Origin of the sequence: Streptomyces sp. NPDC097640, from assembly GCF_040302705.1 — a bacterium.
In the GTDB taxonomy this organism is placed as follows: Bacteria; Actinomycetota; Actinomycetes; order Streptomycetales; family Streptomycetaceae; genus Streptomyces.
Map to the genome: position 1 here is coordinate 52,550 of NZ_JBEOSB010000027.1, position 22,750 is coordinate 75,299.

A 22,750-nucleotide genomic window follows, 5' to 3' on the forward strand; every position below is an offset into this window, starting at 1 on the left:
CCGTGTTCGGCCTGTGGATAACCCGGTCCTGACGTACCCCGACGCGGCGCGCTAGAGTCCGGGCGACAAGGACGTTACTGATGGGTAAGGGGTGCGGCATGAGGCTCGGAATCAACCTCGGCTACTGGGGCGCCGGGATGGACGCGGACAACCTCGCGGTCGCCCGGGAGGCCGACCGCCTCGGCTACGCGGTCTGCTGGGCCGCCGAGGCGTACGGCTCCGACGCCGCCACCGTGCTCTCCTGGGTGGCCGCGCAGACCGAGCGCATCGACGTCGGGTCCGCCATCTTCCAGATCCCGGCCCGTACGCCCGCGATGACGGCGATGACCGCGGCGACCCTCGACTCGCTCTCCGGGGGCCGCTTCCGGCTCGGCCTCGGCGTCTCGGGGCCGCAGGTCTCCGAGGGCTGGTACGGCGTGCGCTTCGACAAGCCGCTGGCCCGCACCCGCGAGTACGTGGAGATCATCCGCAAGGCCATGTCCCGCGAGCGGCTGACGCACGAGGGCGAGAACTGGACCCTGCCGCTGCCCGGCGGCCCCGGCAAGCCCATCAAGCTCACCGTGCATCCGGTGCGCGAGCACATCCCGCTGTACATCGCCGCCATCGGCCCGAAGAACCTCGAGCAGACCGGTGAGATCGCGGACGGCGCGCTGGTCGTCTTCTTCGCGCCCGAGCACGCCGAGGCGACGACCCTGGGCCCGATCCGCGCGGGCCGGGAGAAGGCCGGCAAGGACCTGAACGGCTTCGACCTGGTGCCCACCGTGCCGATGGCGGTCGGCGAGGACATCGACGACCTCGCGGACCGCTTCCGCCCCTACACCGCGCTGTACGTGGGCGGCATGGGCAGCGCGAAGCAGAACTTCTACAACAAGCTGGCGCGGCGGATGGGGTACGAGAAGGAGGCCGCCGAGATCCAGGAGAAGTACCTGACCGGCGACAAGGAGGGCGCCGCGGCCGCCATCCCGCGCGAGCTGATCGACTCCACGGCGCTGCTCGGGCCCGTCGAGCGCATCGCCGACCGGATGCGGGCCTACGCCGAGGCCGGGGTCACCACGCTCTCGCTGTCCCCGTCGGGCTTCACCCTCGACGAGCGCCTCGCGGGCCTCCGCGCGGGCGTCGAGGCCCTGGAGCGAGCCGGGCTGGCCTAGCGGCGTTCCGGCGGGGGGACACCGGCTGGGCCGGGGAAGCCGGGGAGTTCTACGGCCGTGGTGGGGGCTCGGGGTGTCTTCCCCGCCACGGCCGTCACTCAGCACAACGCCTCGGGGCCCGCGCGGTTACGCGGGCCCGGCGCCCTCCCACTCGTCCGTCCGGCGCAGCCGGGCCGCCCATCTGTTGCCGCCGCCGACCCGCGGCATTTGACTTTTGCTGCGCGGAACGTCGTGCGACGCCGTGCACGGAGGTGGCGGAGATGCTCTCGGCGAAGAAGCTGTTCCAGGAGATCCTCGACAACGACGAGTCGTTCCGGCTCTTCTGCTCCATCGCCGCCAGCGGCGAGGCCCAGGGCGGCTGGGAGAACGGACGGATCGCCGCCCTCGTGCCGGAGAGCCAGCGCGCCCTCGCCCCGAAGATCGCCCGGCACGGCGCGGACGAGGACAAGCACGGCAGGATCTTCAACGCCCTGCTGCGCCGGCGCGGTCTCGACCCGGTCGAGGTCCCGGGCGAGACCGACTACACCATGCTGCTCGAAGCGCGCGGCATCGGCCTCGCCCACGACAAGCTGCGCCGCGACGAGCCGCTGACCGAGCGCGACATCGTCATCTACCTCGCCCACAGCCGGGTCACCGAGCAGCGGGCCGCCGGCCAGATGGCGCAGCTGTGCCGGTACTTCGGGGACGATCCGTTCCTCGGCCGCGCGATCGGGATGATCTCGGGCGACGAGGACAACCACCTCGCCTATTGCCATGAGGAACTGCTGCGCCTGGCCACCGCCGGCCACGGCCGGACCATTCAGCGCGCCCTCAAGGAGTGCGCGCTCGCCGAATCGCGGGTCCACCGCGACGTCGGCCTCGCTGTGATGGCGCGCATGGGCCGCATCCTGGGCTGGTCGAGGGCCAGGGCGGCGCTGCTGGCGGCGGGCATCCGTGCCCTGTACGTGTTCGAGCGGCTCGGCGGCTGGCGGCGCATGGTGGCGCTGCGGATGCCCGAGCGGCGGGACGCGCTCGGCGGGCCCGCGACGCCCGCCCCCGAGTTCGCCTAGCCCGCGTACGCCCCGCTCCTGGCCGGTCGGCCACGGCGCCGCCCCCTCGGAGCCAGCCGCTCAGAGCCAGCCGCTCAGAGCCAGCCGGTCAGAGCCAGCCGCGCCCCTTGAAGAAGCGGTACAGCCCGAAGACCGCCACGATCATGAGCATCAGCGCCGCCGGATAGCCCCAGGGCCGGCTCAGCTCGGGCATGTGCTTGAAGTTCATGCCGTAGACCCCGGCGATCAGCGTGGGCACCGCGGCCATCGCCGCCCACGCCGAGATCTTCCGCATGTCGTCGTTCTGCCGCACACCCATCTGCGCCAGATGCGCGGCGAGTATGTCCGACAGCAGCCGGTCGAGCCCCTCGACATGCTCGTTCACCCGGGTCAGATGGTCGCTGACGTCGCGGAAGAACGGACGCGACCCCTCGTCCACGAACGGCACCCCCGCGCCCGCGAGCCGCGCCATCGGATCCGCCAACGGGCCCGTGGCCCGCCGGAATTCGAGCACCTGGCGCTTGAAGGCGTAGATCCGCCCGGCCGTGTTCGCCACCGCCCCCGACGGGCCGAACACCTCCGTCTCCAGCTCGTCCAGGTCCACGCGGAGCGAGTCGGCCACGTCCAGATAGTGGTCCACGACCGCGTCGGACACCGCGTACATCACGGCCGTGGGTCCGTGCTGGAGCACCTCGGGGGTCTTCTCCAGGCGCTCGCGGACCGCGCTGAGCGGATTGGCCTGGCCGTGCCGCACGGTCACCGCGAACGAGTCGCCGACGAACACCATCAGCTCTCCGGCGGTCACGGTGTCCGCCGTGTCGTCGTACTCGACCGGCTTGAGCACCAGGAACAGCGAGTCGTCGTAGACCTCCAGCTTGGGCCGCTGGTGGGCGCGCAGCGCGTCCTCGACGGCCAGCGGGTGCAGCCCGAACTCGCTGGTGACCAGCTCGAACTCCTTCTCCGTCGGCTCGTGCAGGCCGATCCACAGGAACGAGTCACCGGACGCTCTCGCCTGGTCGAGGGCGTCGGAGAAGTCGGCGGGCCCCTCGGTACGCCGCCCGTCCTGGTAGATGGCACAGTCCACGATCACGCGGGGCATTCTGCCCCGCTTGCGGCAAAAGCGCACGGGGAGGCCCTCCGGGCGGCCCCCGAGGCCTGCCCCGGGGGCGCGGCGCGGGGGCCGTAGGGTGGCAGGCATGCCCACGCTGATCCTCGTACGGCACGGCCGGTCCACCGCGAACACCGCGGGAGTCCTCGCGGGCTGGACGCCCGGCGTCGCCCTCGACGAGCGCGGCACGGCCCAGGCCGAGGCCCTGCCCGGGCGGCTCGCCGCTCTGCCGCTCGCCGCCGCCGTCACCAGCCCGCTCCAGCGCTGCCGGGAGACCCTGGCCCCGCTGCTGGCCGCCCGGCCCGAGCTGCCCCTGCACACCGACGAGCGGATCGGGGAGTGCCACTACGGCGACTGGTCCGGGCGCAAGCTCGCCGAGCTCGCCGACGAGCCCCTCATGAAGGTCGTCCAGCAGCACCCCTCCGCCGCCGCCTTCCCGGGCGGCGAATCCATGCGGGCCATGCAGGCGCGCGCGGTCGACGCGGTGCGCGACTGGAACGCCCGGATCGAGGAGGAGCACGGTGCCGACGCGGTCTACCTGATGTGCTCGCACGGCGACGTCATCAAGGCGCTCATCGCCGACGCGCTCGGCCTGCACCTGGATCTCTTCCAGCGCATCTCGGTCGAGCCCTGCTCGGTCACCGCTGTCCGCTACACCCGGCTGCGCCCCTTCCTCGTGCGGCTCGGCGACACCGGCGACTTCGGCTCCCTCGCGCCCCGGCAGGACGACGCGGGCGCCGAGGCGGGCGCCGGCGCTGCCGAAGACACGAGCGCGGACGTGGGCGGTGGCACGGACGAAGACCGGGCCGGGGACGCGGAGGTGGGCGGCGGCGCGGGAGCACCGTGATCGCCGAGCGCAGTAGGGTGGTGCCGCGGCGCCGCCCAACCGTGCACAGCCGTGGCCGGGCGGTCGCGCGACCCCAGCAGTCGACAGCCAAAACCCTGAAAACCACGTCGAACCAAATGGAGCAGGACGTTGTCCCGTCAGGTGTTCCTCTATGACCCGCCGGACCGTTTCGTCGCCGGCACGGTCGGGCTGCCCGGGCGCCGCACCTTTTTCCTCCAGGCGTCAGGGGGCGGCCGGACCACCAGCGTCGCGCTTGAGAAGACCCAGGTCGCCGCGCTCGCCGAGCGGATAGACGAGCTGCTGGACGAGGTGGTGCGGCGCACCGGCGGAAACGCCCCGGTGCCGGCCGTCGCGCCCCCGGATCTCTCCGACACCGCGCCGCTGGAGGTCCCGGTGGACGAGGAGTTCCGCGTCGGCACCATGGCGCTCGCCTGGGACGGCGAGGAGCAGCGCATGATCGTGGAGGCGCAGGCCCTCGTCGAGCTGGAGGCGGAGTCCGAGGAGGACCTCGCCGAGGCCGAGGAGCGGCTGCTCCAGGACGAGGTCAACGGGCCGCCGATGCTCCGGGTGCGGCTCACCGGGCCCCAGGCGCGCGCGTTCGCCAAGCGCGCCCTGGAGGTCGTCAACGCCGGCCGCCCGCCGTGCCCGCTGTGCAGTCTGCCGCTCGACCCGGAGGGACACGTATGTCCGCGCCAGAACGGATATCGCCGCGGGGCGTGACGCCTCCGGAGCCGTCCGAGCTGCTGGCGCGGGGTGAGCTGACGGTGCGCGGCCGGGTCCGGGAGGCGTCCAACGCCGTGCTGTACTGCACGGTCGAGTACGAGGGCCACAGCGCCGCCTGCGTCTACAAGCCGGTGGCCGGGGAGCGCCCGCTGTGGGACTTCCCGGACGGCACCCTCGCCCAGCGCGAGGTCGCGGCCTACGAGCTCTCCGAGGCCACCGGGTGGGGCCTGGTGCCGCCGACCGTGCTGCGGGACGGGCCGTACGGGCAGGGCATGTGCCAGCTGTGGATCGAGGCGGCCACCGGCGAGGACGGCGAGGACGGCGACGACGCCCCGGAGCTGCTCGCGCTCGTCGACGGAGACGAGCCGGGCCCGGGCTGGAAGGCCGTCGCCTTCGCCGAGGTCGAGGAGGGCCGCACCGCGCTGCTGGTGCACGCCGACGACGAGCGGCTGCGCCGGCTGGCCGTCCTCGACGCCGTGATCAACAACGGCGACCGCAAGGGCGGGCATCTGCTGCCCGCCCCCGACGGGCGGCTCTATGCGATTGATCACGGTGTGACCTTCAACGCTGACGACAAGCTGCGCACCCTGCTGTGGGGCTGGGCGGGGGAGCCGCTGTCCGACGAGGCGCTCACCGTGCTGCGGCGGCTCGCGGAACGGCTGGCCGACGGCGGTCCGCTCACCGCGCGGCTGGCCGAGCTGATCACAGAAGCCGAGATCGCGGCGCTGCGCGCCCGGGTCGCGGCCCTGCTGCGGTCCGGGCGCCACCCCAAGCCCAGCGGGCAGTGGCCCGCCATCCCCTGGCCCCCGGTCTGACGGCGTACCGGGCGGAGCCGGCAGACACAGCAGGTCACGGGCGATTCCGCAAGACCGCCTATCGAGCCAACTAGGGGCCATCCGGTTCGTATCCGGAAGCGGCATCCGGTTACGCTCGACACATGTATGCCTGGCCCGCTTCCGAGGTGCCCGCCCTGCCTGGCAGAGGCCGCGACCTGAGGATCCACGACACCGCGACCGGGGGAGCGATCTCCCTCGACCCCGGCCCCGTCGCCCGTATCTACGTCTGCGGTATCACCCCGTACGACGCCACCCACATGGGACATGCGGCGACCTATAACGCGTTTGACCTTGTGCAACGCGTGTGGCTCGACACCAAGCGGCAGGTTCACTACGTCCAGAACGTCACCGATATCGACGATCCCCTGCTCGAGCGGGCCGAGGCGAACGGCGACGACTGGACGGCCCTCGCCGAGCGCGAGACCACCCTGTTCCGCGAGGACATGACGGCCCTGCGGATGCTGCCGCCGCGCCACTACATTGGCGCCGTGGAGGCGATCCCGGGGATCGTCCCGCTCGTGGAGCGGCTGCGCGACGCGGGCGCCGCCTACGAGCTGGAGGGCGACGTCTACTTCTCCGTCGAGTCGGACCCGTCCTTCGGCTCGGTCTCCGGACTCGACGCCGAGGCCATGCGGCTGCTGTCGGCCGAGCGCGGCGGCGACCCGGACCGCCCCGGCAAGAAGAACCCCCTGGACCCCATGCTGTGGCTGGCCGCCCGCCCGGGCGAACCGAGTTGGGACGGCGGATCCCTGGGGCGCGGCCGCCCCGGCTGGCACATAGAGTGCGTGGCCATCGCCCTCGACCACCTCGGCATGGGCTTCGACGTACAGGGCGGCGGCTCCGATCTCGCCTTCCCGCACCACGAGATGGGCGCCTCGCACGCCCAGGTGCTCACCGGGGAGCGGCCGTTCGCCAAGGCGTATGTGCACGCCGGCATGGTCGCCCTCGACGGCGAGAAGATGTCCAAGTCCAAGGGCAACCTCGTCTTCGTCTCCGCGCTGCGCCGCGACGGCGTGGACCCGGCGGCGATCCGCCTGGCCCTCCTCGCGCACCACTACCGCGCGGACTGGGAGTGGACCGACGGCGTCCTCCAGGAGGCCCAGGAGCGCCTCGCGCGCTGGCGCGCCGCCGTCTCCCGCCCCGACGGCCCCCCTGCCGACGCCCTCCTCGACGAGATCCGCACCGCCCTGGCCGACGACCTCGACGCCCCGTCCGCGCTCGCCGCGGTCGACCGCTGGGCGGCGGCGCAGGAGTCCGAGGGCGGCACGGACGAGGGCGCGCCCGGGCTGGTGTCCCGCGCGGTGGACGCGCTGCTCGGCGTCGCGCTGTAGGCGCTGTAACCGCTGGAAGAGCCGCAAGGAGCGGTCCCCGCGCCCGTGCCGTCGGGCCGGGGGCCGCCGGGCCTCAGCCGTGGTCCCCGGCCCGGCCCGGCCCCGGGTGCCGCGCCGTGTACGGGTCGGGCGGGGCGCCCTCAGGGGCCTCCGCCTCCAGTTCACGCCTGGCGGTGAGCAGTTCCTTCCGCGCCTTGGCGTCGACCTTCGGGTACTGCGGATCGATCTCGATCAGCGTGTGCGCCAGCACCGCCGCCGTGCAGATGCGGGCGAACCACTTCCGGTCCGCCGGTACGACGTACCAGGGCGCCCAGGACGTGCTCGTGGCCGACAGCATCTCGGAGAACGCCTGCTGGTAGTCGTCCCACCACCGGCGCTCCCTGATGTCGGCCGCGGAGAACTTCCAGTTCTTCTCCGGCAGGTCGATCCGCTTCATGAAGCGGAGGCGCTGCTCCTCCTTGGACAGATTCAGGAGGACTTTCACCACCTTGAACCCGTTGTCGGTGAGATAGCGCTCCCAGTTGTTGATCTCGCGGTAACGGCGCTCCCACAGCCGCCGCCCCGACGGCCGGGACGGCAGCTTCTGCCGGTCCAGGACCTCCGGGTGCACCCGGACCACGAGAACCTCCTCGTAGTGCGAACGGTTGAAGATCGCGATATCGCCCCGGGCGGGCAGCCTGCGGGCGTAGCGCCACAGATAGTCGTGGTCGAGCTCCTCGGAGGAGGGCACCTTGAAGCTGCTGACCCGCACGCCCTGCGGGTTGACCCCGCTCATGACATGGCGGATGGTGCCGTCCTTGCCCCCGGCGTCGAGCGCCTGGAGGCAGAGCAGCACCCCGTACGTGTCCTGAGCGGCCAGCCGCGTCTGGTACTCGTCCAGCAGCGACACCCCGGTCCGGAGCAGCTCGATGCCGGTCTGCTTGTTCAGACCGGCCTTGTAGCGGGGGTCGAAGTCCGCGACCAGGTCCACGGTCGACCCCGGCTTCACCCGCAGTGGCGCGATGAACTCCGCGATGCGCTCGGCCCTCTTGTCCGCCATCGCCGACAGCCCCTCTCTTCGTCCTGTTTGTCACACTCCGCCCTGCGGAGTGGCACGTCAAACGGGCTGCGTGGCCGGAGCCGTCCGGACAGCGGTCCGGGCGCGGCGGGCGAGGAGCTTGCCGGATTCCCACAGGCCGAGGAAGACCACGGCGGACAGCAGGGCCCAGCCGAACTGGCGGGCGTCCAGGCTGGTGGTGCCCAGGATGCGGCGGAAGCCGTCGAGCTGGGTGGTCATGACGGCGAGCACGAACTGGGCCAGGGCGGTCCAGTTCATCTGCTTGCTGTCGAAGGTGGTCGCGGTGAGCACGGAGCCGGTCTCGCTGCGGCATTCGAAGGCCGCGACGATCAGGCACAGCGCGAAGGCGGTGAACGCCATGGAGCTGCCGATGTGGACGCTGCCGAAGCGGGTCTCGCCCAGTTTGATCAGGCCGAGCAGGATGACGGTGAGGGCCAGCCCGCTGAGGCCGACGGTGAGCATGACGGCCCTGGTCAGCACGGACTCCCCGCGAGGGCGGGGGGTACGGCGCATCAGCCCCGGGCTCTGCTGGTCGAAGCCGAGGGCGAAGCCGAAGGGCGCGTTCACGATGAAGTGGATCCACAGGACCTGCGGCGGCGGGAAGGGCTCACCCGAGGCGATGTTGAAGACGGTGGCGCCGAGAAAGGTCAGCACGAAGGCGACCAGCAGCAGCAGAACGAACCGGATGTACTTCGTCAGGTTGTCGTACAGCTTCCGGCCCTCCTCCACGGCGAAGACGATCGTGGAGAAGTTGTCGTCGGAAAGGATCATCCGGCCGGCGTTCTTCGCCACGTCCGTGCCGCTGCCCATCGCGATGCCGATGTCGGCGGCCTTGATGGCGGGCGCGTCATTGACGCCGTCGCCGGTCATCGCCACGACCTCGCCCTTCTTCTTGAGCGTGGCCGCGAGCTGCACCTTGTGCTCGGGGGCGACGCGCCCGACCACACCGATGTCGTCGATCCGGGCCAGCTGCTCGTCTTCCGGCAGCGCGGCGAAGTCGGCGCCCAGGACGGCCTCACCGGGGATCCCGAGCTGCCGGGCGATGGCGGCGCCGGTGGTGACATCGTCCCCGGTCACCATGCGGACCCGGATATGGGCCTGCTGGGCGCTGGCCACCGCGTCCCGGGACTCCGCACGCGGCGGGTCGACCATGCCGACCAGGCTCGTCATCTTCAGGTCGGTGACGAGGGCCAGGAGGTCCCCGTCGGGGTGGAACCGCTCCGGGTCCAGATCGCGGATGGCGGCCGCCATCACCCGGCGCCCCTGCGCGCCCATCCGCTCGGTCGCCTCCTCGGCGCGCCGGCGCAGCGCCTCGTCCCACGGGATGCTCTCGCCGGCCGAGAGCGCGGTGGCGGCCCGCGCCATCACCGCGGGCGCCGCGCCCTTGACGAAGCAGCGCACCACCGGCCGGCCCGAGGCGTCGACGGTGGAGTTGAAGGTGGCCATCAGCTTGTAGTCCGGGTCGAACGGCAGCGTGGCGAGGCGGGACAGCCGCTCCCGCGTGGCCCCGATGTCCAGGCCCGCCTTGTGGCCGAGTACGAGCAGCGCGCCCTCGGTCGGGTCGCCGACGACCTGGCCGTCGACCAGTTCCGCGTCGTTGGCCACCACATAGGGGAGGATCGCGTCCTCGATGCCCGCGGAGGAGCCGGCGGCGTGGTGGACGCGCCCTTCCAGGCCGTACCCGGTGCCGGAGACCGTGTACCGGTCGGTGGGGCTGATGACCTCGACGGCGGTCATCTGGTTCATCGTCAGGGTGCCGGTCTTGTCCGAGTTGATCGCCGAGGTGAACCCCAGGGTCTCGACCGAGGGCAGCTCCTTCACGATCGCGTTGCGCCTGGCCAGGCTGAGACTGCCGACGGACAGGATCACCTGGGTCACCGTCGGCAGCGCCTCGGGGATGGCCGCGATGGCCAGCGACACGGCGCTGATGAACAGCGCGTCCCACGCCTCGCCCCGGCCGCGGCCGAGGGCGAACATCACGATCATGGTCAGGCCGGCCGCCCCCGCGATCCACAGCGTCAGGGTGTTGAGCTCCTTGGTGAGCGGCGACTCCTCCCGCGCGGTGGTCGACAGCATCCCGGAGATCTTGCCGAGCTCGGTGTGCTCGCCGGTCCCGGTGACGATCAGCACGCCGCTGCCGTGCGTCACCGGGGTGTTCATGAACGCCATGTTGGTCTGGTCGCCCGGCGCCAGTCCGGTGCCAGGCCGCGTGCCGGCGTCCTTGACGGCGGGGACGCTCTCGCCGGTGAGCGCGGACTCGTCGATCTGGAGGGTGTTGGCCTCGACGATCCGGCCGTCCGCCGCCACCTGGTCGCCCGCGGCGATCAGCACGATGTCGCCGGGGACGAGTTCCTCGGCCGGGATCTGTGACTCGGTCCCGTCGCGCCGCACCCGGGCGGTCACTTCCATCATCGACTTCAGCGCGTTCATCGCGCTCTCGGCCTTACCCTCCTGGCGCAGGCCCACGACCGCGTTCAGCAGGGTCAGCGCGGCGAGCAGGATCCCGGTGCTCCACTCCTTGATCGCGAAGGAGACCACCGCGGCGATCACGAGAATGATCTGCATATAGCTGCGGTACTGCGCGAGAAAGCGCCGCCAGGTCGGCGGCGGCTTCTCCTCGGGCAGCGCGTTCCGGCCGTGCGCGGCCAGCAGTTCGGCCGCCCGCGCGGCCGGCAGCCCGACCGCCGGATCCACCCCGAGTGCGGCCGCCGCCTCCTGCGGCGTGCGCGCGTACCAGGCCTCGTCTCCCGTCATCGCCGCCCAGCCCTTTCTTCCGGTACGGCCACGCTGCGGCGTCACGGGGGGCGCGACAATCGCGGGGCGGCCATTCGCGGGAACGGGCGGGGCCGTTCGGGCGGCGGGGCGGGGCGCTCCGGGAGATCCGCCGCGCGGGCTGCCCGTGCGCTGCCCGGGGCCGCGTCACCGCGTCACCCGGGCAGTCATCGGGGCTCTGCCAGTCAGTCCTGGTCAGCGCCGGTCAGTGCTGCTCACTGCTGCCCAGCGCTGGTCAGAGCCGGTCAGTCCTGGTCGTCGGGGCGGTCGCGGCCGCCCTCGTCCCCTTCGCCGCCGCCCGCGTCCGGCTCCTGGGCCGCGCCGTCCTGCGCCGCGCCGTCCCCCGCCGCTTCGTCCTGCGCCGCCTCGTCCTGCGCCGAGGGCCTGCGCGGCCGCGCGGAGCCGGTTCCGGGGCCGCCGCCCGTGCCGGGTCCGGCACCCGGGGCGGAGGGGTCGCGCAGATACGAGCCCGAGCCGCCCGCGACCCCGTCCCGCCCGTCCGCGATCCCGCCCGCGTCCGTCGCGTGTCCGCCCGGGCCCGGCTGGCCGTCCCGCCGCCGCAGATAGCGCTCGAACTCGCGGGCGATCGCCTCGCCGGACGCCTCCGGCAGCTCCGCGGTGTCGCGCGCCTCCTCCAGGGACTGGACGTACTCCGCGACCTCGCTGTCCTCCGAGGCGAGTTGATCGACGCCCAGCTGCCAGGCGCGCGCGTCCTCCGTCAGCTCGCCGAGCGGGATGCGCACACCGATCAGGTCCTCGAGGCGGTTGAGCAGCGCCAGGGTGGCCTTGGGGTTGGGCGGCTGCGAGACGTAGTGCGGCACGGCCGCCCACAGGCTCACCGCCGGGACGCCCGCGTGGGTGCACGCCTCCTGGAGGATGCCGACGATGCCCGTCGGGCCTTCGTACCGTGACTCCTCCAGGTCGAGGCTGCGGGCCAGATCCGGATCGGAGGTGACACCGCTGACCGGCACCGGCCGGGTGTGCGGGGTGTCGCCGAGCAGCGCGCCGAGGATCACGACCATCTCGACGCCCAGTTCATGGGCGTACCCGAGGATCTCGTTGCAGAACGACCGCCAGCGCATGCTCGGTTCGATGCCGCGCACCAGCACCAGGTCGCGCGGCTTGTCGCCGCCGACGGCGCGGACCACCGAGAGCCGGGTGGTCGGCCAGGTGACCTTGCGGATGCCCCCCTCGAGCGCCACGGTGGGCCGGTTGACCTGGAAGTCGTAGTAGTCCTCCGCGTCGAGCGCGGCGAAGACCTCGCCCTTCCATTCCCGATCCAGGTGCCCGACCGCCGTGGAGGCGGCGTCTCCGGCGTCGTTCCAGCCCTCGAAGGCACAGATCATGACCGGGTCGATCAGCTCGGGAACCCCCTCAAGCTCGATCACCCAGCGCCTCCTTCCGACCGGGGCGGACAGGTCGTACCGCCTCCGGTTGCAGTTCCATTCGCGTGCGTCCCAAGCCTACGGCTTCCGGGGCCTGCCGCCGCAGCCCCCATGTGAGGGTGCGGAAGGGAGCGAGGAAGGCGCGGGGAAAAGGCGGCGAAGGGGCGGGGAAAGGCGGGGAAGGGGCGAGGAAGGGGTAGAGAGCAGGGCAGGCACAAGCGTAGGCCCAGATTCATCCGACCTGTTGCCCGATCGGTTCGAGGAAAGTTCGCGCAGACCTCTGGACGGCCGGGCCTGTGCAGCGCTATACATCGGATCACCGCCAAAGGTCCGATGTTCTATCGGCGTCAGTCATGTTACGCAGGGAGTCACTGTTGAGATTGCGCCCGACCGTCACCGAGATCGAGGTCCATGACGTCCGGTTCCCCACCTCGGAAGAGCTTGACGGCTCGGACGCCATGAACCCCGACCCCGACTACTCGGCGGCGTACGTCGTGCTGCGCACCGACGCGCAGGACGAGACCGGCGGCGCCCCGGCCGAGGGACATGGCTTCGTCTTCACGATCGGCCGTGGCAACGATGTCACCGCGGCCGCGATCCGCTCCCTGCGCCCCCAGGTCGTGGGCCGCCCCGCCCCGCTGACCGCGGCCGACCTGGGCGCGCTCTACCGGGATCTGACACACGATTCGCAGCTGCGCTGGCTCGGCCCCGAGAAGGGGGTCATGCATATGGCGGCCGGCGCGGTGGTGAACGCCGCCTGGGACCTGGCCGCCCGGCAGGCGGGCAAGCCGCTGTGGCAGTTCCTCGCCGACCTGCCGCCGGAGGACCTGGTCCAACTGGTCGACTTCCGCTACCTCTCCGACGCCCTCACCCCCGAGGAGGCGCTGGAGATCCTGCGCGCCGCCGAGCCGGGCCGCGCCGAGCGCGCCGCGCAACTGCGCGAGCGGGGGTATCCGGCCTACACCACCTCCCCGGGCTGGCTCGGCTACTCCGACGAGAAGATGACCAAGCTCGCCCAGGAGGCCGTCGCCGACGGCTTCGGCCAGATCAAGCTCAAGGTCGGCGGCGACCTCGACGAGGACCTGCGCCGGATGCGCCTGGCGCGCGAGGCCGTCGGCCCCGAGGTGCGGATCGCGGTCGACGCCAACCAGCGCTGGGACGTGGCCGAGGCGCTGCGCTGGATGCGCGCCCTCGCCCCGTACGAGCCGCACTGGATCGAGGAGCCCACCAGCCCCGACGACGTCCTCGGGCACGCCGCCATCCGCAGCGGACAGCCCGTCAAGGTCGCCACCGGCGAGCATGTCGCCAACCGCGTGGTGTTCAAGCAGCTGCTCCAGGCCGGCGCCGTCGACTTCGTGCAGATCGACGCGGCACGGGTGGCCGGCGTCAACGAGAACCTGGCGATCCTGCTGCTCGCCGCCAAGTACGGGGTGCCGGTCTGCCCGCACGCCGGCGGCGTGGGCCTGTGCGAACTCGTCCAGCACCTGGCCATGTTCGACTTCGTCGCGGTCTCGGGCAGCTGGGAGGACCGGGTCATCGAGTACGTCGACCACCTCCACGAGCACTTCGCCGACCCGGTCGTCATCGAGCGCGGCCGCTACCGCGCCCCGGCCGAGCCCGGCTTCTCCGCCCGGATGCACCCCGAGTCCATCGCCGCCTACCGCTATCCCGACGGGCCCGAATGGCAGGCCCGGAACGCCGCACAACAGGAGGGAACCTCGTGAACCAGGCCCACCCCACCGGCGACTTCGAGGGCATGGCCGCGCTCGTCACCGGCGGCGCCTCCGGTATCGGCGCCGCGATCGCCGCCCGGCTGCGCGACGGCGGCGCGCGGGTCGCGGTGCTCGACCGCGACCCGGCCGGCGCCCCGGCCGGCACCCTGGCGGTGAAGGCCGACGTCACCTCCGACGAGGCGATACGCAACGGGGTCGCCGAGGCCGTCGCCGAGTTCGGCGTGCTGCACACCGTCGTCGGGAACGCCGGGATCGGCGCCATCGGCACCGTCGAGGACAACTCCGACGAGGAGTGGCTGCGGGTGCTGGACGTCAACGTCCTGGGCCTGGTCCGTACCGCCCGGGCCGCGCTGCCCCATCTGCGCGCCGCCGCGGCAGAGCGGCCCGGCAGCGTCTCCATCACCCACACCTGCTCGATCGCGGCCACCGCGGGGCTGCCGCAGCGCGCCGCCTACAGCGCCAGCAAGGGCGCCGTGCTCTCGCTGACCCTGGCCATGGCCGCCGACCATGTGCGCGACGGCATCCGCGTCAACTGCGTCAACCCCGGCACCGTCGACACCCCCTGGGTCGGCCGGCTGCTCGGCCAGGCCGCCGACCCGGCCGCCGAGCGCGCCGCCCTGGAGGCCCGGCAGCCGACCGGACGGCTGGTGTCCGCCGACGAGGTGGCCGCGGCCGTCGCGTATCTGGCGAGCCCCGCCGCCGCGGCCGTCACCGGCACCGCGCTGGCCGTCGACGGGGGGATGCAGGGCCTGCGCCTGCGCCCCGCCACGTAACCCGGCCCACGGCCGACAGTCCACAGTCCCCAGCCCAACCGCCGCACAGCGCCACCGCAGCCGCACCACCCCACAGCCAAGGACGGGACTCGATGAGGAGACTCCGCACGACCGGCACCGTCGCCTGTGCCGTGCTGCTCGCCGCCGCCGCACTCGCGGGCTGCAACCGCGAGAGCAACGGCGCCGGCGGGGGCAAGGTCGGTATCGACATGCCGCGCACGGACACGGACTTCTGGAACTCCTATCAGCAGTACCTCGAGAAGGGCATCGACGACGGCACGGTCAACGCGCTGCCGCTGTCCAACTCGCAGAACGACATCGCCAAGCTCGTCGCCAACGTCCAGGCCTTCACCGACCAGGGCGCCAAGGCGATCATCATGGCCCCGCAGGACACCGGCGCGATCTCCTCCACCCTCGACCAGTTGAAGGAGAAGAAGATCCCCGTCGTCAGCGTGGACACCCGCCCCGACGCGGGCGAGGTCTACATGGTCGTACGGGCCGACAACCGCGCCTACGGCACCAAGGCCTGCGAGTACCTGGGCAAGCAGCTGGGCGGCAAGGGCCGGGTCGCCGAGCTTCAGGGCGACCTGAGCTCCATCAACGGCCGTGACCGGTCGGAGGCGTTCGCGTCCTGCATGAAGGACAAGTTCCCCGGCATCACGGTGCACGAGCTGCCCACCGACTGGAAGGGCGACGTCGCCTCCGCCAAGCTCCAGAGCCTGCTGGCCCAGCACAAGGACGTCGACGGCATCTACATGCAGGCCGGCGGCGCTTTCCTCCAGCCCACGCTCGCGCTGCTCGAGCAGAAGAAGCTGCTCAAGCCCGCCGGGTCGGACGGGCACATCACGATCATCTCCAACGACGGCATCCCGGAGGAGCTGGACGCGATCCGCTCAGGGAAGATCGACGCCACCCTCTCCCAGCCCGCCGACCTCTACGCCAAGTACGCGCTGGAGTACGCCAAGGCGGCTCTGGACGGCAAGACGTTCAAACCCGGCAAGACCGACCACGGCTCCGAGATCGTCAAGATCAAGAACGGTCTGGAGGACCAGCTTCCGGCGCCGCTGGTCACCAAGGAGAACGTCGACGACAAGGCGCTGTGGGCCAACCAGCTCGAGAAGAAGTAGCCATGGCCGCCGCAGACCAGCCCGCCGCCACCGGGGCCGAGCCCACCGCCGTACGGGCGGAGCGCATCGTCAAACGGTTCGGGCCGACCCTGGCCCTGGACCGCGCGCAGCTGTCCGTACGGCCCGGGGAGGCCCATGCGCTGGTCGGGCGCAACGGGGCGGGCAAGTCCACGCTGGTGTCCGTGCTCACCGGCATGGAGCGCCCGGACGAGGGCACCGTCACCTTCTCCGACGAGCCCGCCCCCGGCTACGGCGACACCGCCGCCTGGCAGCGCAAGGTGGCCTGCGTCTACCAGAAGTCCATGGTGGTGCCCGATCTGACGGTCGCCGAGAACCTCTACCTGGGCCGCTTCCAGGGCACCGCCCGGATCCGCTGGCGCGCGCTGCGCGAGGACGCCCGCGCCCTGCTGGCCGAGTACGGGGTGGACGTCGACCCGCAGACCCGCGCCAAGGACCTCACCGTCGAGCAGGGGCAGTTCGTCGAGATCGCCAGGGCGCTGTCCTTCGGCGCCCGACTGATCATCCTCGACGAGCCCACCGCCCAGCTCGACGCGGGCGGCATCGACCGGCTCTTCACCAAGCTGCTGGAGCTGCGCCGCCAGGGCGTGGCCTTCCTGTTCATCTCGCACCACCTCCAGGAGGTCTACGAGCTCTGCGACACCGTTACCGTCTTCCGTGACGCCCGGCACGTGGTGACCGCCCCGGTCGCCGAACTGCCCAAGGACGAGCTGGTCGCGGCGATGACCGGGGACGCCGAGGCCGGGCCGCCCGAGCGGGCGCGCGGAGCCGTGCCCGCGCCCCGCCCGGGCCGGGAGACCGGCCCGGGCGCGGAGCCGGTGCTGCGCACCGAAGGGCTCGCCCGCGCGGGCGAGTTCGACCCGCTGGACCTGGTGGTGCGGCCGGGCGAGGTGGTGGGCCTGGCCGGGGCGACGGCCAGCGGCAACACCGCGGTCGGCGAGACCCTGGTCGGGCTGCGCAAGCCGGACGGCGGACGGGTGGCGGTGCGCGGCCGCGCCGTACGCCCCGGAAGCGTGCCGCACGCCCTCGACGCGGGCATCGGGTACGTACCCGAGGACCGGCACCGCCAGGGCCTGGTCCTGGGCCGCAGCGTCGCCGAGAACGCCACGCTGACCGTGGCCGACCAGCTCGGGCCCTTCGGGACGGTGCTGCCCTCCCGGACCCGGGCCTTCGCCGAGCGCATGATCACCTCGCTCGACATCAAGACCTCGGGCCCCGGACAGCCCGTCTCCGGCCTCTCCGGCGGCAACCAGCAGAAGGTGGTCATCGCGCGGGCGCTCGCCCGCGAGCCGAGCGTCCTGGTGGCCATCCGCCCGACCGCCGGGGTGGACGTGAAGTCCAAGGACTCGCTGCTGGGCGTCGTACGGGAGGTGGCGGCGGCCGGCAGCGGCGCCGTGATCGTCTCCGACGAGCTGGACGACCTGCGGGTGTGCGACCGCGTGCTGGCGTTCTTCCACGGGCGGGTCGTCGCCGAGTTCGGCAGCGACTGGAGCGACCACGGGCTGGTCGCCGCGATGGAGGGGATGGCCGACCGGGAGACCGCGGCGGGCACGTTGTCCGCGGTGTCCGCGGTGGTCGAAGCGGGGCACGGCGCGGAACAGGCAAGGGAAAACGCCGGAATTGAGGGGAAAGAGGGAAGCCAGTCATGACCGATACCGCACGGCAGCGCCCCGCCGAGGTGGTGGCGGCCGGCGACCCGGCGACGGCGGGACGGGCGCGGCCGAAGATCGACATCGCCCGCTGGCGGGATCTCTCCCTGGTCCCGGTGATCTTCGTCCTGGGCGTGATCGGCTTCATCGTCTCGCCCGCCTTCCTCACCCAGGACAATCTGATCGGCGTCGTCCAGCAGTCCACCGAGCTGGGGCTGCTGGTGCTGGGCGAGGCACTGATCCTGATCTGCGGGCGGATGGACCTCTCCCTGGAGTCCACCATCGCCGTCGCCCCCGTGATCGCCCTGTGGCTGGTGCTGCCCGCCCACGGCGCCCGGTTCGAGGGCCTGGGCCTGCTGCCCACCTGGACCGCGATCCCGCTGTGCCTGGCCGTCGGCGCCGCGATCGGGGCGGCCAACGGCTTCCTCATCCTCAAGCTCCGCGTCAACGGGTTCATCGCCACGCTCGGCATGCTCACCATGCTGCGCGGCCTCCAGGTGGGCGTCGCCGAGGGCCAGTCGATCATCAACGTCCCCGAGTCCTTCCGCTACCTGGGCAAGGCGAGCTGGATGGGCGCCCCCGCCGCCGTGTGGATCTGCCTGGGCCTGTACGCGGTCGGCGGCCTGGCGCTGGCCTATCTGCGCCACGGGCGCGCGCTGTACGCCATCGGCGGCAACCCGGAGGCCGCGCGCGCCGCCGGCGTCCGGGTCGACCGGATCACCTGGATCGTGCTGTCCGTCGGCGGGCTGCTCGCCGCCTTCGCCGGCATCCTCTACACCGGCCACTACGGCTCGGTGGCGGCCACCCAGGGCAACGGCTGGATCTTCCAGGTGTTCGCCGCCGCGGTCATCGGAGGCATCAGCCTCAAGGGCGGGCGCGGCACGCTCTTCGGCGCGCTCACGGGTGTGCTTACGCTTCAGTTGGTGGTCAACGTGATGACGCTCGGCGGCGTTCCGCCGCTGTGGAACCAGTTCATCAACGGCTCGATCATCATCGTCGCGCTCATCATCTCCCGCTATGCCAGCGGCGAGAAGCAGGACTGACCGACAGCATGACCGGCGAGAAGGGCGAGTGACCCATGGCGCAGCCACCCGAGGGCCCGCGCGAGCTCGGGCGCACGGGCGTACACGTACCGGCGCTCGGGCTCGGCTGCGCGACCCTGGGCAATCTGTACACCGCCATGCCCGACGAGCGCGCCCTGGCCACCGTCCAGGCCGCCTTCGAGGCCGGGTGCACCTATATGGACACCGCGCCGCACTACGGGGTCGGCCTGTCCGAGGAGCGCCTCGGGCGCGCCCTGGCGGGCCGCGACCGCGCCTCGTACACCCTCTCCACCAAGGTGGGGCGCGCCCTGCGGCCCCGCAGACCCGGGGAGCCGGTCGACGCGCAGGGGTTCGTCGAGACCCCGGACCGCGTCCGGGAGTGGGATCTGACCCGGGACGGGATCCGCGCCACCCTGGAGTCGTCCCTGGACCGCCTCGGCCTGGAGAGCGTCGACATCGTCTACCTCCACGATGCGGAACACCACATCCCCGAGGTCTATGAGACGGCCTTCCCGGCCCTGGCCGAACTCCGCGACCAGAAGCGCGTACGCGCCATCGGCTTCGGCATGAACCACAGCGATGTGCTCGCCCGGTTCGTGGCCGACCTCGACGTCGACGTCGTGCTGTGCGCCGGCCGCTGGACCCTCCTGGAGCGCACCGCCCACGACGACCTGCTGCCCGTGTGCGAGCGGCGCGGCACCTCCGTGGTCGTCGGCGGCGTCTACAACTCCGGCCTGCTCGCCGACCCCGGCCCGAACGCGCACTACAACTACCAGCAGGCGCCGGCCGACATCCTGGAGCGCGCCCGGCGCCTCGCCGCGGTCTGCGCCGAGTTCGGCGTGCCGCTGCGGGCGGCGGCTCTGCGCTTCCCCTTCGGCCACCCGGCCGTGGCCGCGGCGGTCGTCGGCTGCGCCTCGCCGGAAGAAGTGCGCGACAACGCCGAGATGTTCGGACACGACATCCCGGACGAGCTGTGGCCGGCCCTGGTGGACCGCGGCCTGCTCGACGAGGACCTCCCCCTGCCGACGACGACCGCCCGCTGACGCCCCACTGCCTACCCGGAGGAGCGCACTCCCGTGCCGCGCATCGACGCCCACCACCACCTGTGGGACCTGGCCCGCCGCGACCAGCCCTGGATGGACGGCCCCTGGGCCGACCCGATCCACCGTACGTTCACCCTCGAGGACCTGGAGCCGCACCTCGAGGCGAACGGCGTCGACGCCACGGTCGTGGTGCAGTCCAGCTCCTCCCACGACGAGACGGTCGAACTCCTCGCAGTGGCGCACGCCTCGGCCCGCGTCGCGGGCGTCGTCGGCTGGGCCGACCTCACCGACCCCGCCCTGCCCGACGTCCTCGCGGCCCTGCGCGCCGCGCCCGGCGGGGACCGCCTGGTCGGCCTGCGCCACCAGGTGCAGGACGAGCCGGACCGGCACTGGCTGGCCCGCCCCGACGTCCGCCGCGGGCTCGCCCACCTCGCGGACGCGGACCTCGCCTACGACCTGCTGATCACCCCGCGCGAACTGCCCGCCGCCATCGACGCCGTCCGCGACCTGCCCGGCCTGCGCTTCGTCCTCGACCACGCGGCGAAGCCGCCTGTCGCGAGCGGCGCCCGCGACCCCTGGGACGGGGAACTGGCCGCGCTCGCGGCGCTCCCGAACGTCGTCTGCAAGCTCTCCGGCCTGGTGACCGAGGCCGCGTGGGACTCCTGGCTCCCGGAGCACGTGCTGCCCTACGCGGAGCATGTGCTCGACACCTTTGGCCCCGACCGGGTGCTCTTCGGCTCCGACTGGCCCGTGTGCACCCTCGCCGCGACCTACGACCAGGTGGTGGAGCTGGCCGACCGCGCCACGCTCCGCCTCACGGAGGCGGAGCGGGCGGCGGTCTTCGGCGCCTCGGCGACCCGCGCGTACGGCTTGAACGCGTAGTGCCTGCGGCGGGCTGGAACCAGCCCGTCCGGCGCTTGAGGACCGGGGTCCGGGGCGGAGCCCCGGTGGGGTCAGAGCGTGGAGCGGAGCCACTGCTCCACGCTCGCGACATGCACCGTCGCCCAGGACCGCGCCGCCTCCACATCCCGATCCCGCAGCGCCCCCAGAATCGCCCGGTGCTCATGCAGCGTGCGGCTGACCGCGTCCTCCTGGGTCAGCCCGCGCCAGACCCGGGCGCGCGTCGTCGGCCCGGACAGCCCGTCCAGCAGCGAGCACAGCACCGAGTTCCCGGAGGCCTGGACGATGCCCCGGTGGAAGTCCAGGTCGCACGCGACCAGTTCCTCCACCGAGGGCTCCGGCCCGAGCGCGTCCAGCTGCGCGCCCAGCGCGTCCAGCGTGGCGTCGCTGATCCGGGTGCAGGCCAGCGCCGTGGCCGCGGGCTCCAGGATGCGGCGGACCGCGAGGAACTCCAGCACGGTGTCGTCGCGGTGGAAGTCGACGACGAAGCTCAGCGCCTCCAGCAGCAACTGCGGGTCCAGGCTGGTGACATAGGTCCCGTCGCCCTGGCGTACATCCAGGATGCGGATCAGCGACAGGGCGCGCACCGCCTCGCGCAGCGAGTTGCGGGACAGGCCGAGCTCGGCGGCGAGTTCGCTCTCCTTCGGGAGCCGGTCACCCGGGCGCAGCGCACCCGAGACGATCATGCCCTTGATCTTTTCGATCGCCTCGTCGGTGACCGCCATGATGGACCTCCCCGGTTCAGACATCCGATGTCTGCCCCCATTATGGCGCCTTCCGATGCCCGCCCGCCGCTCACCCGAAGCGTTCGATACGGATGCGGTTCACCGGCTGTCCGCCGTCGACCAGGATCCGGGAGGCGTGTTCGGCGAAGCCGTTGCCGCCGCACACATACGCCTCCCAGTCCGCCGCCTGCTCGCCGCCCCGAAGATACGGGGACACATGGGCGGCGGACAGCCGCCCGGCGGTGCGGGTCAGCACGGCCGTGGTCTCCGCGCCGTACTCGTCGGCGTAGAGCAGGTCCTCGCGGGTACGGGCGCTGACGATCAGCCGCAGCGGCACACTCAGCCCACGGCGCCGGTGGTGGCGCACCATCGCCATCAGCGGCACCACCCCCGTGCCCGCGCCCAGCAGCAGCGCGGGCCGGTCGCCGGGCCAGGCGAAGAAGCCGCCGAGCGGTCCGCGCACCTCCACCGTGTCGCCGGGGCGGGCGGCGGTGTGCAGATGGCCGGACACCTCGCCGCCCGCCACATGGCCGACGGTGAGCTCGATGAAGCCCTCGTCCTCGGGCGGGGAGGCCACCGAGTAGTGGCGCGTCGCGGTGTAGCCGTCCGGAGCGGTCAGCCGCACCATGTAGTGCTGGCCCGGCGCATGCGGCGTCCAGCGGGACAGCGCGAGCCGGAAGGTGGTGGCGCGCGGGGTCTCCCGGCGGATCGCGGCGATGCGCGCGGGCTGCCAGCGGGCGGCGGCGCGGTTGCTGGGCACGATCCGGCCCGGGACCGCGAACGCGGTGTCGGGCACGAAGGGCGCAATGGGCGCGAAGGGTGCGAGGGCCCCGGTCGGGGCGGGGGCGTCAGTCACCGGCGTAGCGCTCCTCCCGCCACGGGTTGCCGCGCCGGTGGTAGCCGTTCTGCTCCCAGAAGCCGGGCTCGTCGTGGTCGAGCAGCCGCAGCCCGGCGATCCACTTGGCGCTCTTCCAGAAGTAGAGGTGCGGCACCAGCAGCCGGGCCGGGCCGCCGTGCTCGGGGGCCAGCGGCCGCCCGTCGTACTCGAAGGCGATCCAGGCCCGGCCGCCGGTCAGATCCGCCAGCTCCAGGTCGGTGGTGTAGCCGGTGTGCGAGTAGACGATCGCATGGGTGGCGCCGGCCGTGGGCCCCGCCTGCGCGAGGAGGTCGTCCAGGCTCACCCCGGCGAACCGCACCCCGAACTTGGACCAGCCGGTCACACAGTGGATGTCGCCGCGGTACTCCGCGCGCGGCAGCTCCCGCAGCTCCTCGTGGCCCCAGGTGCGGGGCCGGTCCACCAGGCCGTCGATGCGGAAGGTCCAGTCGGCGGCGGTCAGCCGGGGCGTGACCTCGGCGGCGAGTACGGGGAAGGCCTCGCCCGCGTCGTACTGCCCGGGAGGCAGCCGCGGATCGGGGCCGGCGGTGCGGGGGCGGCCGGTGAAGCCGCGGGTGGTGCTCATGACGCAAGGAGGCTAGCACCGGCCCGGCCCCGCCGCCCGGGCGT

At 72.6% G+C, this 22,750-nt stretch carries 20 protein-coding genes; 13 read left to right on the forward strand and 7 right to left on the reverse strand.

What is annotated here, in order from left to right:
• Window positions 1-98 precede the first annotated feature (98 nt).
• The gene (locus ABTY62_RS34430; protein WP_311725259.1) at window positions 99-1,148 is read left to right on the forward strand and encodes an LLM class F420-dependent oxidoreductase; all 1,050 of its coding nucleotides are present in this window, start codon (window positions 99-101) and stop codon (window positions 1,146-1,148) included.
• A 260-nt stretch (window positions 1,149-1,408) separates the two neighbouring features.
• The gene (locus ABTY62_RS34435) at window positions 1,409-2,197 is read left to right on the forward strand and encodes a ferritin-like domain-containing protein (protein ID WP_352133342.1); all 789 of its coding nucleotides are present in this window, start codon (window positions 1,409-1,411) and stop codon (window positions 2,195-2,197) included.
• Window positions 2,198-2,285: 88 nt separating this feature from the next.
• On the opposite strand, the gene corA is transcribed toward ABTY62_RS34435, so the two are convergent.
• Window positions 2,286-3,275 (reverse strand): magnesium/cobalt transporter CorA, encoded by a 990-nt coding sequence (corA, locus tag ABTY62_RS34440; protein ID WP_352133343.1) that lies wholly within the window; start codon window positions 3,273-3,275, stop codon window positions 2,286-2,288.
• 97 nt (window positions 3,276-3,372) lie between these two features.
• On the opposite strand from corA, the gene ABTY62_RS34445 reads away from it, so the two are divergent.
• The 4 genes from ABTY62_RS34445 to mshC all read left to right on the forward strand — a co-directional run bounded on the left by ABTY62_RS34445 (window position 3,373) and on the right by mshC (window position 7,021).
• Window positions 3,373-4,131, forward strand: coding sequence for a histidine phosphatase family protein (locus ABTY62_RS34445; RefSeq protein WP_352133344.1), 759 nt, complete (start codon window positions 3,373-3,375; stop codon window positions 4,129-4,131).
• Between the two features lie 129 nt (window positions 4,132-4,260).
• On the forward strand, window positions 4,261-4,851 hold the full coding sequence (locus ABTY62_RS34450; RefSeq protein WP_352133345.1) for a DUF3090 domain-containing protein: 591 nt from the start codon (window positions 4,261-4,263) through the stop codon (window positions 4,849-4,851).
• Window positions 4,815-5,669 carry an SCO1664 family protein gene (locus ABTY62_RS34455; protein ID WP_352133346.1) on the forward strand — a complete coding sequence of 285 codons (855 nt, stop codon included), beginning with the start codon at window positions 4,815-4,817 and terminating at the stop codon, window positions 5,667-5,669. The genes ABTY62_RS34450 and ABTY62_RS34455 overlap by 37 nt, the downstream gene beginning before the upstream one ends.
• A 122-nt stretch (window positions 5,670-5,791) precedes the next feature.
• Window positions 5,792-7,021: a cysteine--1-D-myo-inosityl 2-amino-2-deoxy-alpha-D-glucopyranoside ligase gene (mshC, locus tag ABTY62_RS34460; RefSeq protein ID WP_352133347.1), complete on the forward strand. Its 1,230-nt coding sequence runs from the start codon at window positions 5,792-5,794 to the stop codon at window positions 7,019-7,021.
• A 73-nt stretch (window positions 7,022-7,094) separates the two neighbouring features.
• On the opposite strand, the gene ABTY62_RS34465 is transcribed toward mshC, so the two are convergent.
• From ABTY62_RS34465 to ABTY62_RS34475, 3 genes are all read right to left on the reverse strand, one after another.
• On the reverse strand, window positions 7,095-8,060 hold the full coding sequence (locus ABTY62_RS34465) for a polyphosphate kinase 2 family protein (protein ID WP_352133348.1): 966 nt from the start codon (window positions 8,058-8,060) through the stop codon (window positions 7,095-7,097).
• A gap of 57 nt (window positions 8,061-8,117) precedes the next feature.
• A complete protein-coding gene (locus tag ABTY62_RS34470; protein ID WP_352133349.1) occupies window positions 8,118-10,832 on the reverse strand; it encodes a cation-translocating P-type ATPase in 2,715 nt (904 codons plus the stop codon).
• Window positions 10,833-11,095: 263 nt separating this feature from the next.
• On the reverse strand, window positions 11,096-12,238 hold the full coding sequence (locus ABTY62_RS34475) for a PAC2 family protein (RefSeq protein WP_352133350.1): 1,143 nt from the start codon (window positions 12,236-12,238) through the stop codon (window positions 11,096-11,098).
• A gap of 377 nt (window positions 12,239-12,615) precedes the next feature.
• Here ABTY62_RS34475 and ABTY62_RS34480 point away from each other — a divergent pair, with 377 nt between their 5' ends.
• From ABTY62_RS34480 to ABTY62_RS34510, 7 genes are all read left to right on the forward strand, one after another.
• The gene (locus ABTY62_RS34480) at window positions 12,616-13,959 is read left to right on the forward strand and encodes an L-fuconate dehydratase (protein WP_352133429.1); all 1,344 of its coding nucleotides are present in this window, start codon (window positions 12,616-12,618) and stop codon (window positions 13,957-13,959) included.
• A gap of 32 nt (window positions 13,960-13,991) precedes the next feature.
• Entirely contained in the window at window positions 13,992-14,741 is a 750-nt protein-coding gene (locus ABTY62_RS34485; protein ID WP_352133430.1) for an SDR family NAD(P)-dependent oxidoreductase, read from the forward strand.
• Between the two features lie 92 nt (window positions 14,742-14,833).
• Window positions 14,834-15,868 (forward strand): sugar ABC transporter substrate-binding protein, encoded by a 1,035-nt coding sequence (locus ABTY62_RS34490; RefSeq protein ID WP_311725269.1) that lies wholly within the window; start codon window positions 14,834-14,836, stop codon window positions 15,866-15,868.
• Window positions 15,869-15,870: 2 nt separating this feature from the next.
• Window positions 15,871-17,535 (forward strand): sugar ABC transporter ATP-binding protein, encoded by a 1,665-nt coding sequence (locus tag ABTY62_RS34495; RefSeq protein WP_352133351.1) that lies wholly within the window; start codon window positions 15,871-15,873, stop codon window positions 17,533-17,535.
• A complete protein-coding gene (locus ABTY62_RS34500; RefSeq protein ID WP_352133352.1) occupies window positions 17,532-18,578 on the forward strand; it encodes an ABC transporter permease in 1,047 nt (348 codons plus the stop codon). The genes ABTY62_RS34495 and ABTY62_RS34500 overlap by 4 nt, the downstream gene beginning before the upstream one ends.
• 35 nt (window positions 18,579-18,613) lie before the next feature.
• Complete coding sequence (locus ABTY62_RS34505) at window positions 18,614-19,621, forward strand: aldo/keto reductase (RefSeq protein WP_352133353.1); 1,008 nt, start codon at window positions 18,614-18,616, stop codon at window positions 19,619-19,621.
• A 33-nt stretch (window positions 19,622-19,654) separates the two neighbouring features.
• Window positions 19,655-20,503, forward strand: coding sequence for an amidohydrolase family protein (locus tag ABTY62_RS34510; protein ID WP_352133354.1), 849 nt, complete (start codon window positions 19,655-19,657; stop codon window positions 20,501-20,503).
• A 71-nt stretch (window positions 20,504-20,574) separates the two neighbouring features.
• On the opposite strand, the gene ABTY62_RS34515 is transcribed toward ABTY62_RS34510, so the two are convergent.
• From ABTY62_RS34515 to ABTY62_RS34525, 3 genes are all read right to left on the reverse strand, one after another.
• Window positions 20,575-21,246: a FadR/GntR family transcriptional regulator gene (locus ABTY62_RS34515; RefSeq protein ID WP_311725274.1), complete on the reverse strand. Its 672-nt coding sequence runs from the start codon at window positions 21,244-21,246 to the stop codon at window positions 20,575-20,577.
• Between the two features lie 70 nt (window positions 21,247-21,316).
• Window positions 21,317-22,102, reverse strand: coding sequence for a ferredoxin reductase (locus ABTY62_RS34520; RefSeq protein WP_352133355.1), 786 nt, complete (start codon window positions 22,100-22,102; stop codon window positions 21,317-21,319).
• Window positions 22,095-22,706, reverse strand: coding sequence for a sulfite oxidase-like oxidoreductase (locus ABTY62_RS34525; RefSeq protein WP_352133356.1), 612 nt, complete (start codon window positions 22,704-22,706; stop codon window positions 22,095-22,097). The genes ABTY62_RS34520 and ABTY62_RS34525 overlap by 8 nt, the downstream gene beginning before the upstream one ends.
• Window positions 22,707-22,750 lie beyond the last annotated feature (44 nt).